The 14,490-nt window shown below is 63.9% G+C and carries 16 protein-coding genes and 1 tRNA gene; 10 read left to right on the top strand and 7 right to left on the bottom strand.

The features are described from left to right. Window positions 1-34: 34 nt before the first annotated feature. The gene (locus tag RPS27_RS39045; RefSeq protein ID WP_212068841.1) at window positions 35-862 is read right to left on the bottom strand and encodes a substrate-binding domain-containing protein; all 828 of its coding nucleotides are present in this window, start codon (window positions 860-862) and stop codon (window positions 35-37) included. Window positions 863-1,132: 270 nt separating this feature from the next. On the opposite strand from RPS27_RS39045, the gene RPS27_RS39050 reads away from it, so the two are divergent. Further along, complete coding sequence (locus RPS27_RS39050) at window positions 1,133-2,014, top strand: helix-turn-helix transcriptional regulator (RefSeq protein ID WP_212068840.1); 882 nt, start codon at window positions 1,133-1,135, stop codon at window positions 2,012-2,014. Window positions 2,015-2,114: 100 nt separating this feature from the next. Continuing rightward, a complete protein-coding gene (locus RPS27_RS39055; protein ID WP_211419643.1) occupies window positions 2,115-3,344 on the top strand; it encodes an ABC transporter substrate-binding protein in 1,230 nt (409 codons plus the stop codon). Window positions 3,345-3,527: 183 nt separating this feature from the next. Here the strand turns inward: RPS27_RS39055 and RPS27_RS39060 are convergent, their stop codons facing one another. Further along, window positions 3,528-4,508: a TAXI family TRAP transporter solute-binding subunit gene (locus tag RPS27_RS39060; protein ID WP_212068839.1), complete on the bottom strand. Its 981-nt coding sequence runs from the start codon at window positions 4,506-4,508 to the stop codon at window positions 3,528-3,530. A 106-nt stretch (window positions 4,509-4,614) separates the two neighbouring features. Between RPS27_RS39060 and RPS27_RS39065 the strand changes: the two genes are divergently transcribed. From RPS27_RS39065 to RPS27_RS39075, 3 genes are all read left to right on the top strand, one after another. After that, on the top strand, window positions 4,615-5,589 hold the full coding sequence (locus RPS27_RS39065; protein WP_212068838.1) for a tripartite tricarboxylate transporter substrate binding protein: 975 nt from the start codon (window positions 4,615-4,617) through the stop codon (window positions 5,587-5,589). A gap of 332 nt (window positions 5,590-5,921) precedes the next feature. After that, a tRNA-Ile gene (locus tag RPS27_RS39070) sits at window positions 5,922-5,997 on the top strand. Between the two features lie 464 nt (window positions 5,998-6,461). After that, window positions 6,462-8,621 carry an exonuclease domain-containing protein gene (locus RPS27_RS39075; RefSeq protein WP_313755086.1) on the top strand — a complete coding sequence of 720 codons (2,160 nt, stop codon included), beginning with the start codon at window positions 6,462-6,464 and terminating at the stop codon, window positions 8,619-8,621. An 80-nt stretch (window positions 8,622-8,701) separates the two neighbouring features. On the opposite strand, the gene RPS27_RS39080 is transcribed toward RPS27_RS39075, so the two are convergent. Further along, a complete protein-coding gene (locus RPS27_RS39080) occupies window positions 8,702-9,178 on the bottom strand; it encodes a DUF3833 family protein (RefSeq protein ID WP_212068837.1) in 477 nt (158 codons plus the stop codon). 226 nt (window positions 9,179-9,404) lie between these two features. Here RPS27_RS39080 and RPS27_RS39085 point away from each other — a divergent pair, with 226 nt between their 5' ends. Further along, window positions 9,405-9,674 (top strand): hypothetical protein, encoded by a 270-nt coding sequence (locus RPS27_RS39085; protein WP_212068836.1) that lies wholly within the window; start codon window positions 9,405-9,407, stop codon window positions 9,672-9,674. Between the two features lie 29 nt (window positions 9,675-9,703). Beyond that, complete coding sequence (locus RPS27_RS39090) at window positions 9,704-10,198, top strand: 2'-5' RNA ligase family protein (RefSeq protein ID WP_212068835.1); 495 nt, start codon at window positions 9,704-9,706, stop codon at window positions 10,196-10,198. On the opposite strand, the gene RPS27_RS39095 is transcribed toward RPS27_RS39090, so the two are convergent. Together RPS27_RS39095 and RPS27_RS39100 are read right to left on the bottom strand one after the other, a co-directional pair. Then, window positions 10,195-10,533: a hypothetical protein gene (locus tag RPS27_RS39095; protein WP_212068909.1), complete on the bottom strand. Its 339-nt coding sequence runs from the start codon at window positions 10,531-10,533 to the stop codon at window positions 10,195-10,197. The two genes, RPS27_RS39090 and RPS27_RS39095, sit on opposite strands and share 4 nt — an antisense overlap. A 2-nt stretch (window positions 10,534-10,535) precedes the next feature. After that, a complete protein-coding gene (locus RPS27_RS39100; protein ID WP_212068834.1) occupies window positions 10,536-11,474 on the bottom strand; it encodes a Ku protein in 939 nt (312 codons plus the stop codon). A 170-nt stretch (window positions 11,475-11,644) separates the two neighbouring features. Between RPS27_RS39100 and RPS27_RS39105 the strand changes: the two genes are divergently transcribed. After that, on the top strand, window positions 11,645-11,773 hold the full coding sequence (locus RPS27_RS39105; RefSeq protein ID WP_256561183.1) for a hypothetical protein: 129 nt from the start codon (window positions 11,645-11,647) through the stop codon (window positions 11,771-11,773). Between the two features lie 20 nt (window positions 11,774-11,793). Here the strand turns inward: RPS27_RS39105 and RPS27_RS39110 are convergent, their stop codons facing one another. Further along, on the bottom strand, window positions 11,794-12,462 hold the full coding sequence (locus RPS27_RS39110) for a TetR/AcrR family transcriptional regulator (protein ID WP_212068833.1): 669 nt from the start codon (window positions 12,460-12,462) through the stop codon (window positions 11,794-11,796). Window positions 12,463-12,555: 93 nt separating this feature from the next. Between RPS27_RS39110 and RPS27_RS39115 the strand changes: the two genes are divergently transcribed. Both RPS27_RS39115 and RPS27_RS39120 read left to right on the top strand, forming a co-directional pair. Further along, window positions 12,556-13,449: an NAD(P)/FAD-dependent oxidoreductase gene (locus RPS27_RS39115; RefSeq protein WP_212068832.1), complete on the top strand. Its 894-nt coding sequence runs from the start codon at window positions 12,556-12,558 to the stop codon at window positions 13,447-13,449. A gap of 22 nt (window positions 13,450-13,471) precedes the next feature. Further along, window positions 13,472-13,945 (top strand): isoprenylcysteine carboxylmethyltransferase family protein, encoded by a 474-nt coding sequence (locus RPS27_RS39120; protein WP_212068831.1) that lies wholly within the window; start codon window positions 13,472-13,474, stop codon window positions 13,943-13,945. A gap of 34 nt (window positions 13,946-13,979) precedes the next feature. On the opposite strand, the gene RPS27_RS39125 is transcribed toward RPS27_RS39120, so the two are convergent. Beyond that, a complete protein-coding gene (locus tag RPS27_RS39125) occupies window positions 13,980-14,342 on the bottom strand; it encodes a hypothetical protein (RefSeq protein ID WP_212068830.1) in 363 nt (120 codons plus the stop codon). Window positions 14,343-14,490 lie beyond the last annotated feature (148 nt).

Below are 14,490 nucleotides of genomic sequence, written 5' to 3' on the forward strand. Positions count from 1 at the left end.
CGGCTGCTTTGGCAACCGCCGGGACTGCGGGCCGTCAGCCGCCGGACCTGTCCGAGTTCGGAAAGAACAGCTGCTGCCCGTCGACCTTGTAGCCGGCAATCGCCGCCTGCCCCTCCGGCGAGGTCAGCCAATCGATGAAGGTCTGCGCGAGATCCTTCTTCACGTTCGGAAACTTCTCGGGATTCACCTGCATCACGCCATACTGATTGAGCAGCCGCCGGTCGCCTTCGACGACGATGTCGAGATCACCGCGGTCCCTGAACGAAATCCAGCTGCCGCGATCCGACAGCACATAGGCATTCGCGGCGCGCGCGGCGTCGAGAGCCGAGGCCATGCCGCGCTCCGCCTCGCGATACCAGGCGCCCTTGGCGCTCGCGATGTCGATGCCTGCGACGATCCAGAGCGCGAGCTCCGCGGCGTGGGTGCCCGAGCGATCGCCCCGCGTCACGAACGGCGCACCCTTGGCTTCGATCGCCTTCAGCGCCGTCACGATATCCTTGCCCTTCACGGCCGCCGGATCGCTCTTCGGCCCGATCAGCACATAGTCGTTGTACATCACGTCGAAACGCTTCACGCCAAATCCGTCGGCGACGAATTTCTCCTCCTGCGGCCGCGCATGCATCAGCACGACGTCGGCCTCGCCCCTTCGCGGCCCATTGAGCACCTCGTCGGCGCGACGCGCGATCACGGTCACCTCGATGCCGGTCTTGTCGCGGAAGATCGGCAGCAGATAGTCGAGCAGGCCGGACTCCTGTGTCGCTGTGGTCGAGACCAGCACGATCGCGCGGTCCTCCGCGGATGACGCCACAACGCCCGCGGTGAGACAGCAGAGGAGCGCGAATGCAACGGACAGGCGGCGCATGGATCAGGTTCCCATTGGCTATGACGCGATCATGATGATCGATTGCGCCGCACTCGTGACGCGCTTGCATCGATGCGTCCTCCAAATCGGGAAATTTCGGCAAGGCTCAGCATCCGTTGAGATCGTTCACCAAAGCAGGAATCGCCTGCGAGGATGTGTTGCAAAGCAGCGAGATGATCAGGCATGGTTCCCGCTCACACGACAATTGAAGTGCAGATTCCACCTGCGTCGAACGTCAAAAAGAAGCAAGAATTTGCATAGGAATGCAGGATGGAATTCCTGACGACCAGCGAAGCCGCCGACTATCTTCGGCTCGGCGAACGCAAGCTCTACGAACTCGTCACCACCGGCGCGATCCCCTGCACCAAGGTGACCGGGAAATGGCTCTTCCCTCGGCACGAGCTCGATCTCTGGGTGCTGTCGGGCCTCGCGCGTCCGGCCGGCATGCTGATCGCGGAGCCGCCGCCGGTGGTGGGCGGCAGCCAGGACGAGCTGCTGGATTGGAGCCTGCGCGAATCCGGCTCGGGCCTGGGATCGATGAGCGAGGGCAGCATGCGCGGGCTCGAGCGCCTGCAGCGCAACGAGGTGATGGCGGCGGCGGTGCACTTCCACGGCCTGGACGCTGCCGGCGATGCCAGCGTCGAAGCGCTGCGCGCGGCGCCCGACCTGCATGATGCGGTGCTGGTCGCATTCGTGCGCCGCGAGCAGGGGCTCGTGCTGCCGCAGGGCAATCCCAAGCAGCTGCACGGCCTGACCGACGTGCTCGCGCTCGGCGCCAGGATGGCGATGCGGCAGCAGGGCACCGGCGCGCAGATGCTGCTCGACGTGCTGTTGAAGCGTGCCGGCGCCTCGACGCGCGATCTGCGCCGGGTCGAGCCGCCGGCTTTGACCGGACCGGACCTCGCCGAGATCGTCCGCGCCGGCCAGGCCGATTGCGGCATCGCGACGCGCGCCGCCGCGCGCTCGGCGGGTCTGGATTTCGTGCCGCTGGTCTGGGAGAATTTCGACCTCGCGATGCGGCAGCGCAGCTATTTCCGCCCCGCCATGCAGGCCCTGCTGCGGTTTCTCAGCGAAAGGCGGCTGCGCCAGCGCGCCGAGGAGCTGACCGGCTATGATCCCTCGGCCGCGGGGCAGATCCGGTTCGCAGCCTGACATTGACGCCCGCCCCCAAATAGTTGCAAAAGAAACCAATTCAGCCGGGGGCACACCCGGGGCAACACCGGCCAACGCGCCGGATCAGGGGAGGACAAGCGTGAATCCAACGAGATTTGGACTGCCGGTCGCGGCCGGCTTTGCGGCAACCGTCTTGGCGGCAACGCTGCCGTCGGGTGCCGCCATGGCGCAGCTTTCCGACGACGTCGTCAAGATCGGCGTGCTCACCGACATGAACGGCCCGGCCTCCGCGCCGACCGGCCAGGGCTCGGTGACGGCGGCGCAGATGGCGATCGACGATTTCGGCGGCACGGTGCTCGGCAAGCCGATCAGCGTCGTGGTCGGCGATCATCAGCTCAAGGCCGACATCGGCGCCTCGCTCGCGCGGCGCTGGTTCGACGTCGAGCAGGTCGACCTGATCGTCGACGTTCCGGTCTCGGCGGTCGGGCTCGCGGTGCAGAACATCGCCAACGAGAAGAAGCGGCTGTTCATCACCCACTCGACCGGCACCGCGGATTTCCACGGCAAGTTCTGCTCGCCTTATGCGATCCAGTGGGTGTTCGACACCCGCGCGCTTGCGGTCGGCACCGCGGACGCGGTGGTCAAGCGCGGCGGCGACAGCTGGTTCTTCATCACCGACGACTACGCCTTCGGCCATTCGCTGGAGCGCGATGCCTCCGCGGTCGTCACCGCCAATGGCGGCAAGGTGCTGGGCTCGGTGCGGCCGCCGCTGGCAACGCCCGATCTCTCCTCCTTCGTGCTGCAGGCGCAGGCCTCCAAGGCCAAGATCATCGGCATCGCAGCCGGCCCGCCCAACAACATGAACGAGATCAAGACCGGCTCGGAGTTCGGCGTGTTCAAGGGCGGCCAGCAGATGGCTGCATTGCTGGCGCTGATCACCGACATCCACGGCCTCGGCCTGCAGGCCGCGCAAGGCCTGCTCCTGACGACCTCGTTCTATTGGGACATGGACGACAAGACCCGCGAATGGTCGAAGCGCTACTTCGCCAAGATGAACAAGATGCCCTCGATGTGGCAGGCCGGCGTCTATTCGAGCGTGATGCACTATCTCAACGCCATCAAGGAAGCCGGCACCGACGACCCGCTCAAGGTCGCCGCCAAGATGCGGGAGAAGCCGATCGAGGATTTCTTCGCCCGCAACGGCAAACTGCGCGAGGACAATCTGATGGTGCACGACCTCTGGCTGGTGCAGGTGAAGACGCCGGAGGAGAGCAAATATCCGTGGGACTATTACAAGATCCTCACCACGATCTCCGGCGACAAGGCGTTCGGCCCGCCGGACACGGCGTGCCCGCTGGTGAAGAAGTGACGATGTAGCTGCGCTGACGATCCACCCTCGCCCCTTGTGGGAGAGGGTGGCTGCGCGAAGCGCAGCCGGGTGAGGGATTCTCTCCGCGAGTCGAACTCTCAATTTGTACGCGCGGAGAGAACCCCTCATCCGGCGCTTCGCGCCACCTTCTCCCACAAGGGGAGAAGGAAGAAAGCGCATCCGCTACTTCACCACCCTGATCTCGCGAAAATATTTCATCACGCCGGGATGGATCAGCTCCATCCTCGGCGCGGCTGCGACCGTGTTCGACGCCGTGGTCTCGCAAGCCTGGGCGAGCTTCTTGCAGAAGTTCGCCTCATTGCCGTGCAGCGTCTTCGCGAGGCGATAGGCAATTTCGTCAGGCAGATCCTCGCGCGTCAGCACGAAGCTCCACGATCCCAGCGAGGCGATCGGCGCGTCCTGTTTCGGATAGCTGTTCGCCGGCACCAGCAGCGGCTTCAGGAAGGTATGCTTGGCGCGGATGCGCGTCATCTCCTCGACATCAGGCGCGATGAAGCGCGCGCCTGACGCGCTCGATGCGACCGCGGCGAAGCCGGGCCAGCCGATGCCCGCGCCCCACAGCGCAGCGACGCGGCCGTCCTCGACCATCGCGGGGCCATCGCCGGCGCGGTCGAGATAGATCGCCTTGAAATCCTCGTCCTGCTTCAACCCGAGGCCATCAAGCACATAGCGCGCCAGGATCGGCAGGCCCGAGCCCTTGGCGCCGAACGCGACGGGCTGGCCGACGAGATCGCGGATGGTCTTGTAGGGACTGTCCGCGCGCACCACGAACATGCCGGGATTGGAATAGATCGCCGTCAGGATCTTCAGCGATACCTTCGCGCGGCCGATGCCGGCGAAGGCTTCATAGGCCGGCTCGCCCGCGACCAGCGCGAGATCGAGCTCGCCCTTCTCCAGCAGGGGGATGTTCTCGTTGCTGCCCTTGGTGTTGCGCGGCGCGATCGTGACTTGCGGATCGGCCGCATTCATCACCTCGGCAAAGGCGTTGCCATAGAGCGGAAAGCCGCCGCCGGGCGTCGCGGTGCCGAGACTGATAGGATGGCTGATCGTATGTGGCGTGGTCGGAATGGCGTTGCCTCCGGTTTGAGCCGCAGCGGGCCCGGCGAGCAGCGCTGCAGCGAGAACGATGATCGCGAATCTCATGGTCATTTCCGACAGGCCTGCGTCAACACCGACTTGCGGCGATGTAGGCAGCCGTCCGTTTTTGTGAAAGCATGCCCGCAACGACAATAATGCAATGGGAGGCGTCATGTTGCGAATTTTGCGGTGCGGTGTGTTCGGGCTCGCGATCCTCACAGGTCTCTTCAGCGCCACGCCTCGCGCCTCCGCCGCCTATCCCGACCGTCCCGTGCACTGGCTGATCGGCTTTGCCGCGGGCGGCCCGGTCGACATCGTGGCGCGGATCATGGCGCAGTGGCTGTCGGACCGGCTCGGCCAGCAATTCATCGTCGAGAACCGCACCGGCTCCGGCGGCAACATCGCCGCCGCCGCCGCGATCAACTCACCGCCCGACGGCTACACGCTGCTGTTCGTCGCGCCCAACAACGCGATCTCGACCTCGCTCTACAAGAAGCTGCCGTTCGACTTCATCCGCGACACCACCCCGGTTGCGAGCATCATGCAGCTCACCAACATGCTGGTGGTGTCCAACGCGTTTCCGGCGAAGACGGTCCAGGAGTTCGTCGATTATTGCAAGGCCAACCCCGGCAAGATCTCCTTTGCCTCGTCCGGCAACGGCACCTCGGTGCACATGTCGGCCGAGCTGTTCAAGGTGCTGACCAAATGCGACATGGTGCACGTGCCCTATCGCGGCTCGGCGATCGCCTTCCCCGACATCATCTCCAACAAGGTGCAGCTGATCTTCGACAACCTCCCCTCGGCCATGGAGCAGGCCAAGGGCGGCAATGTCCGCGCGCTGGGCGTGACCTCGCCGCAGCGCTGGCCGAGCGTGCCTGACGTGCCTGCGATCGCCGAGACCGTGCCGGGCTTCGAATCGGTCGGCTTCTACGGCATCTCCGCGCCGAAGGGCACGCCGCCCGAAGTGGTCGAGACGCTCAACAAGGCCGTCGGCGAAGCGCTGAAGGACCCGAGGCTGGTGGCCAGGCTCACGGAGACCGGCGGCATCCCCAAGCCGATGACGCCGGCCGAGTTCGGCAAGCTGGTCGCTGACGAGACCGAGAAGTGGCGCAAGGTGGTGGAGTTCGCGGGGGTCTCGGTGGACTAGCGAAGGGCCTGGCGGCCACTGCACGACATTCTGGAGGGGGCTCGGGAGGGCCCTCCCCTTAAAAGTCGCAAAACAACCCCATGCACAGTAGACGAGGCCAGTGATTTCAATGGGTTAGCGGACGCAAAAATCGGACCTTCGCCGAGCCGGTTTGCTTCGTCGGGCAAAACAGGGGTATACAGGCATCATCGCCGATTTCGGTTATCTAGAAACCGCCGGCAATGCTGCCCTGGCGTTACCATCCGCCCGGCCAGCATTGCACCCCCGCCGCCATCCCTGTAAACGAACCGCGCACCGTTGCCGGCCGCGTTCCCGCGAGCTGTCTCGCGGCGGGGCCTGTAGCTCAATGGTTAGAGCCGGCCGCTCATAACGGTCTGGTTGCAGGTTCGAGTCCTGCCGGGCCCACCAAGCCAGCGATTTGCCAAATCATTCTGCCTGCTACCCTACAGGGAACTCACAACGCTCGCGGTTCAAATCGCCTTTGAATACGCGGAGCACACGTGTATGCGCCGTGAATGGCGGATGTCGCTCTCCAACGAATGGCGCGCTATCCTGTTGGATCGAGTTAAGACGGCCAACAGAGCGGTCGTGGCGCCCGATGAGGATTTCTTATCGTTTGAATTTCCGCTCGAGGATTGGAAAGGCCGGAGTGTTGATTTTGTTAAGTAGCGAAGTGGGATGGGGAAGCATTCCAAAAGTTCTGCTGCTGTCTCAGCGCGAGAGCGTTTCACAATGAGACGTATGCATCGCGATTGAGATTCAGTGACCGTTCAAAACCGCGACAGTCGCAGACGCGTGTCCTCCACTCTTGACTTTGTAACTCTTCAGAACAAAAATAGAACATTCGAGCCCCCTTCTCCGACTAGGTTCACTTGGCCAAGCCACCGATTTTGCCCGCTTATTACTATCTCGATCATTTCGTCGAGATGCTGGCATTCGTTCAGAAGACCTATCGCTCGGTCCTCTCCGAGGAACATCGCGCCTTTATTGCGCGTTTTGACGGCATGTCGCGGGATGCGCGGTGCCTGTTGGTCCGGATGGTCAATCGGCGCGGCGCGATCTTCAACCGGGCCCTGTTCAGCTACCCCGAGATTGCCGACGTCGGACGCGCGGCGGCCGAACTCATGGCGGCCGGTCATGCCCGCGCGCTCGGCGAAGGCGACTATGCCGCGTTCGTGGCCTGCCTTCCCAGGGATATCTTGGTAACGGGTGCACAGGCCGCCGGACGGGGCGATGTCCGGAAATCCTGGTCGAAGCCGAAGTTCGTCGACTATTATCTCGAACAGATTCCTTTCGCCGTCGCCGCGCAGCACTGCGGCGCGAACAAATTCATCGCACTCGACGGCACGAGGCCGATCGAGTTCCTCCTCTATCTCTATTTCGGCAAGACCCAGGTTGACCTGAAGAGTTTTGCGTTGCGCGATCTGGGCGTTCTGCGCACCAACCAGGAGACGGCCTTCAGCGCGCGGTTCTCGGACGGAGATGAAGCCTTGGCTTCATTCCACTACAGCCAGATCCTCGACCGCCTCGACGTCAAATCGGACGCCGTTTGCAGACAGGCTGCCGTCGACATCCTCAATGGCCCCGCCTGCGACACCGATTACGCCGAGGAACTGCGCAGCCGGGCGGCGCACCAGGCGGGATTGTTCTTCGAAAAGGCCGGCGATCACGATTTCGCCCGGCAGCTCTATCGCGCCGGCGCATCGGCCGACTGCAATGAACGCCTGGTGCGTCTGCTCTACAACGATGGCGATCGCCCCGGAGCCGAGGCCTTGCTGCAACGGATGATCGATCAGCCGTTGAGCGATGGCGAGCATCTGTTCGCGACCGATTTCTACGCACGAAAGTTTGGCGGGCGACGGACGGGGCTCTACACCGAGCTCTTGCGGTCCGGGCGGACGATCACGGTGGACGACACGCATCGCGGCAATCCCGAGGCGGGCGTGGCGGGCGTGCTGCGGCGCGACGGCGCGACGGTCTTTTATGCAGAGAACATGCTGTGGCACACCCTGTTCGGCCTGCTGTTCTGGGATGAGCTGTTCGAGAGCACGCAATTGCCGAGCGGCTTCGATTGGGTGCCGCATTGCCTGAGGGATCGCAGCTTCAGCCGGTTGTTTGCGGCCTCGATCGCGGAAAAAATTGGCGCGATCGAAGCCGGGACGGCGCTGCCCATGATCCTGCGGACCGTTGCGGCCCGGTGGGGACGCCCCAATGGCATCTTCGCCTGGGACCATTTTCAGATCGAGGCCTTGCGCGCGTTGCTGCAGGGCGCAAATCCCTCAGGCCTCGCGCGGATCGTCCGCGCCATGTGCGAGGATTTCCGCGGCATGCGCGACGGCTTTCCCGACCTGATGGTCGTCCGCGATGGACACGTCTCGTTCATGGAGATCAAGGCTGCGGGCGATGTCATTCGACGCAATCAATTGACCCGCCTTCACCAGCTCGGCGCCGCCGGCATCACGGCCGAGATCGGCCGTGTCGACTATCGCTTCGATCCGGACCAGGACTATGTCGTCGTGGATATCGAGACGACTGGCGCGTTCTCGAACGGTGACCGCATCACCGAAATCGGCGCAGTCAAGGTCCGCAATCATCAGGTGGTCGACGAGTGGCATAGCCTGATCAATCCGCAACGTCTCATCCCCTGGAAGATCACCCAGCTGACAGGGATCACGAACGAGATGGTGCGGGACGCCCCGGTGTTTGCCGAAGTGAGCGAGAGCTTCCTCGATTTCATGGCCGACGGCATCTTCGTCGCCCATAACGTCAATTTCGATTATGGTTTCATCGCCTCCGAGTACAAGCGGCTGGAACGTCGCTTCCGGTTTCCGAAATTGTGTACGTGCGCCGGGATGCGCCGCCGCTATCCGGGACACGAATCTTACGGTTTGGGAAAGCTGTGCGATATCTATGGAATTGCGCTGCCCAATCATCATCGCGCGCTGTGCGACGCGCGGGCCTCCGCGCATTTGTTGAACCTCATCAACCACAAGCGTGATGACGACGTGACCGCGGATGTCGAGGCCGCCTAGCGGGAGCAAGCCGGCGTTTTGATCCGCGGAAGAAGGCTATTTCGATCCCTGAGGCAGCACGGACAGCTGGCAGTGAGAGCTCAAATCCTCCTATAAGTCACATGCCCCGTCGCGAACGGAATCCCCGCCCGCCCGGCGCTTCCACGAACGATGCAGGCGCGGTCATCGATCGCATAGAACCAATCATCGAAGTTCAGCTTGAACGACTTTCCATCGCCCTGGGGCGTGTCGCGCATGTACTTCCAGTGAAATGCGCAACCCGCCTGCTCGCCGGTGGCGTCGCCTTCCAGGCGATTCTCGTGACCGGTGTACCGGCCTTCGCCTAGCTTGTGAATCGTCCAGCGCAACGTGTCGCTATGGCCGTCATCGAAGGTGTAGGTTTCAGTCAGGACGACGGTGTCGGTGTCCGCATCCAGCTCGCCATGAGCAGTGATCCTCGCACGCTTCAAGAGCCCGCCGACGAGACTTTCGACCACCGCCCATCCTTCAAGACGACCAACGAGGAACTGCTCAGGAAGAAACACGGGCGTGGTGCCAGCGAACGCATCAATGGCCATGGCGAGTCCTCCGATACCGATGACGACATAAGCCGCCTCCCGACACCCGGTTCCTCGGGTGAAATCCTGCCTGGTCCGCTCGCCTCTGCCAAATCCTTTGCATTCTCCACAGCGCTTGGGAACACGTGGACAAGCCCGGCCCTGCCGTTTGGGAATCCCTGACCCGTGCTAAGCGCCGGGAACGAGCGGGGGCGGCGCGGATTCGTCCCGGTGAGGAGCGATCTCGATGCTGATGACCAGGGAAAGACGGCCGGCGATCCGCACGCTGCGCGGATGGGCGCTCGGTGTGCTGCAGGAAGTCGGCGCCATCCACGAATGCGAGGAGCATGGCTGGGCGAAGGACCGGGCCGATCCTCACGCCCGCGCACGCGCCATCGATCTCGCACGCGAGGTTCCACCCGCCGGCATTTCTCCCGATGAGGCGACCGCGGAGATCCGCGACGTCCTCGATTCGATCGGAGACAATTGTCCGGAATGCCGGGACGGAGATTGCTGAAGCGGCACTGGCCGCGATATCCGTTCGGCATGGATCGGACGTTCATCCTGACAGCCGAATTGGACGGCGCCAGCTTTGACTGGCTGGACGAGCTGCGCCGCGCGCATTTCCCGCCGGAGCGCAATTTGCTGCCGGCGCATCTCACGCTGTTTCACCGCCTCTCGCCGGCGCAGTCGGGCCGGCTCTGCGATGCCGCCCTGCCGGCTGCGCCGATCCCCATGCTGTGCGATGGCGTTCGCCTGCTCGGCTCCGGCGTCGCCATCGAGGTCACCTGCCCCGAGCTCGCGCGATTGCGGACGGCGCTGCGCACCGCCATCGGCGACGAACTGTCCCGGCAGGACAGCCAGGGCTGGCGGCCGCATGTCACCATCCAGAACAAAGTGACAGCCACCGCGGCGCGGAGCCTTTGCGGTGCGCTTCAAGCCGGGTTCGCGCCGCGCGCCGGCACGGTTTGCGGGCTGCTGGTCTGGGAGTATCTGAATGGTCCGTGGCGGCTGGAGCGCCGACTTCCATTCGCTGGCTAATCCTTGGAAGAGCCTCTCCGCCGCTGCACCTCGGCATACCATGCGGCGTATGGCGTGTTCTTCGCCATGTGCCGGTTGAGGTCGGGAGCGCCGTCTCGCCACCACACCGGGCCGCGCTCGCCGAGGGCGCGCTTCGCGTGGTCGACCGCGCGATGGGCCGCCGCTTCCGCCTCGGAATCGGCCGACGACTTGGCATCGCGGACGGCGCGCCGCGCCGTCATCAGGCGCCTGACCAGCTCCGACTTTTCCTGCTCGCCCAAATGCGGATTCGCCATTCGCCACAGCCGTCCGCGGACGACGAAATATCGGCCGTCCGGCGTCACCGGATGTTTCACGCTCAAGCCGACTTCCGTCGCGCCCCCGTGGCCGGCTTCTTCGCCGCCGCTTCCTTCGGTTGCTTCTTGCCCGCGATCGGCATCAGCATCTCCTTCTGTCCGGCCGCCGCCTTCTTCGGTTTCCTGGCGGGCTTGCCGGCCTTCGCAGGCGCGGCCTCCTTCCTGGCCTCCTTGCCAACACTGCGGCGCAGCGCCTCCATGAGGTCGACGACGTTCTCGCCCTTCGGCCGCTCCTTCGGCTGGATCACCTTGCCGGCGCGCTTTTCGTTGATCAGCTCGATCAGCGCGGTCTCGTAATGGTCCTCGAACTTCTCGGGTTCGAAGCGTCCGGCCTTCTGGTTGACGATGTGCCTGGCGAGATCGAGCATGTCCTTGGTGACCTTCACGTCCTGGATCTCGTCGAAATAGTCCTGCTCGCTGCGCACCTCGTAGGGGTAGCGCAGAAGCGTGCCGACGAGGCCCTTGTCCATCGGCTCCAGCGCGATGATGTGCTCGCGGTTGGTCAGCACCACGCGCCCGATCGCGACCTTGTCCATCTCGCGGATGGTCTCGCGGATCACCGCGAAAGCGTCGTGGCCGACCTTGCCGTCCGGGCGGATGTAGTAGGGGCGGATCAGGTAGCGCGGGTCGATGTCCGATTTGGCGACGAATTCGTCGATCTCGATGGTGCGCGTGGATTCGAGCGCGATCTCCTCGAGCTCCTCCCTGGAGACCTCGATGTACTGCCCCTTCTCCAGCTCATAGCCCTTGACGATGTCCTCGTTCGGCACCTCGTCGCCGGTCTCGGCGTCCACCTTCAGATATTTGACGCGGTGGCCGGTCTGCCTGTTGAGCTGGTTGAACGAGATCTTCTCGCTCTCGGACGTGGCCGGAAAGAGCGCCACGGGACAGGTGACCAGCGACAGTCTCAGAAAACCCTTCCAATTGGCGCGTGGGGCCATGTACGCAAAACTCCGGTTCGAGGCGGCACGGATTCAAGACGGACGGCGGCCCCGGGTTCCGACATGGCTTGTGGAGAAAAAGGCGGCGTCAGTGTAGGACTGATGTCGCATCGCTCCGCCCCTTCGCCGAGCACCCCCACGGGGCCGCCGCCCGGCGGCAGGAGAATGTCATGACCAGTGAAAAAGGCCCGAACATCAAGAAGAAGCAGAAATGCAAGAATTGCGAGGGCAAGGGTTTGGTCAAGAAGGGCGACAAGGTGGTGAAGTGCCAGCGCTGCAAGGGCACGGGCGTGCGCTGAGGTCGCGCTGATGACCGCTGTCACCTCGGGGCAGGCAAATTTCCGCCCGCGCGGTCGTTGCCGCCGTGCGCGGCGATGAACATGGCGACGGCCGACCGGCAATAGGATTCGATTTCGTTGTCGTCCTCTGCTCTTCCCTGATCGAAGCGTGCGATCATCAGGAGATCGGATCCTTTGAAGAGCGCGGCAAACAAGCGGGCGGACCGGTGTGGATCGGGCACGTTCAGAAGCGCCTTCGCGTGCAACTGACGCAACAGGGCCTCGATTTGGCCGATGACATGGGCGGGGCCGGCTTCGAAATGGAGCTTGCTGAGCGCGTTTTGACTCGTCTTGTCGGCCATGACCATGGCTTCGACACCGCGGACGTCCGGTCTGAGCAGCGTGCGAAGCAGCAATGATCCCACCGCCGTGAGCTGATCTTCGACCGAAGCCTCGACGCCTTCAGCGAGGGCCTGGGGCGCAAACAATTGCTCGCAGCCGGCCGCCATGGCCGCGCCGAACAGCGCCTCCTTGTTCTCGAAATGCCTGTAGATGCTGAGCTTGGATATCTTCGCCCGCTGGGCGACCTTGTCCAAGGTCGTCGCCTGAAAACCCAATTCCAAAAAGAGTTCGCGCGCGGCGTCGAGGATGGTTTGGCCAAGCGCCTCGTTGGCGGGCCGGCCGCGCCGGGCCTGGCTGTTTTCGGTCACGATAATTCCAGTACTTGACAGTATCCCAATTCTGACATTACGATACCACGCAGTACCTTAAATGTGCAAGCCAATGCGTGGGAGTCCATCACCATGGATGACGTCATCATCATCGGCGGCAGCTTTGCCGGTCTCGCCGGCGCCCTGCAGCTCGGCCGCGCCCGCCGCAAGGTCACGGTTCTCGATACCGGCCTGCCGCGCAACCGCTTCGCTGAACACTCGCATGGTCTGCTCGGCCACGATCACAAGCCACCGTTGGACATTCTGGCCGAGGCGCGGCGGCAACTGGCGCGTTATCACACGGTCAGGCTGGTCAATGCCCGGGCCGACAGCATCACCGGCACCATCGACAAATTCTCCGTCCTCACTGGCGATGGCGAAAGCCTTGCGGCGCGCCGCCTGATCCTGAGCTATGGCATCGTCGACCAGATGCCTGACGTTCCGGGTTTTGCCGAAGGCTGGGGCGGGTCTATCGTGCCTTGCCCCTATTGCGACGGCTTTGAAGTCGCCGGTCAGCATTGGGGCCTCGTCTGGTCCGGCCCGCAGTCGCACAACCAGGTCAGGCTGTTCCGCGATTGGACCGACAATTTGACGCTCTTCGCCGATGGTCACGACATTCCGCCCGAGATCCGGGCCGATCTGGCTCGCCGCAACGTACCCGTCGTCGATGGCCGGATCACCAAGATCGCCCATCCTGGGGGCCACAACGCCACCGTCAATCTCGAAAGCGGCCCCAATGTCGCGGTCGATATCCTGTTCGCGCATCCGCGCAACAAGCCGTCCGCAAGCCTGCACGAAGCACTGGGCCTCGCCACGGTCAATACGCCCCTCGGCATCGTCCTCAAGGTCGACGAGCGCCGCGAAACCAGCATGACCGGCATCTACGCCGCCGGCGACCTCGCCAATCCCCTCATGCCCTCGGTCACCACGGCATCATGGCAAGGCGCGATGGCGGGCATCTTCGCCCAGCAGTCGATGCTGGCTTGAGCGCGCAGATTGGAGGATGAGCATGGCCGACAAACCCGACAACGCGGGTGTGCGCTTCCCTCCCCCCTTCATCTATCTGGGAGCGCTGCTGTTGGGGCTGGCGGCGGAGCCGTTCGTCACGCTCCGCTCTTTCGGCATCGACTGGCGGTTGCTGGTCGCGACTGGCGCACTGCCGTTCGTTGCCGGCGCGGCGCTGATGCTTGCGGCGGCGGGGCTGTTCCGGCGGCTGGGCACCAACGTTCCGCCGTCGCAGCCGACGACCCTGATCGCAACGACCGGTCCCTATCGGTGGACCCGCAACCCCATGTATCTCGGAATGGCGCTTATCTATGCCGGCCTTGCGATCGGCTTCGACGGGCCGATCGCCCTCGCCTTGCTCCCGTTGGTGCTGATCGCGATCCAGACGCAGGTGATCGCCCGCGAGGAGCGCTATCTCGAAGCGAAGTTCGGCGACGACTACCGCCGCTACAAGGCCGAGGTTCGCCGCTGGCTCTGACTATTGCGCCGCGCCAGGCTGGCGGCACGCGGCATCAATCGGGACACAGCAGCCATCCGTCGATGAGCTCGCGGACGAGCCGACGATCGTAATCGAGGTCCGTCGAGCGATACTGCTTGGCATCCCTGCTGACCAGGGAATCGGCAACGCGCGCACCGGATGCTGTTCGCTCCAGGCGAAGCGCAAATATCATGAACTTGGTCCAGCTCCGGCAGAAATACACCCAGTCGCCGTCGCAGCAGACGGACCATTTCTGCTCCATCTCCTCTGGCTGGAAGCCGCGCAGGATCAATTCATGCTCGGCCGCGGCGAAGTCGGCCTGGAAGCCGAGCGGCTCGATCTCTGCGGGCGGACGACAGTGCTTGCAGGGCCGGCCGGTCGATATGGAGCAAGTCATCGTCATCTCCTGACGCGGGTTGCGGGCGACGTCGGCGCTCTACCGGGCGGGTTGCGTCGGATCATTCATTGACGGCGGCCGGACCAACATGACCCATGTGGGTCAGTCAATTCCCGATTTTCTTCGCCCTGATATATTGCCCGTCGCC

The organism is Bradyrhizobium sp. WYCCWR 12699 (genome assembly GCF_032144035.1).
GTDB lineage: Bacteria > Pseudomonadota > Alphaproteobacteria > Rhizobiales > Xanthobacteraceae > Bradyrhizobium.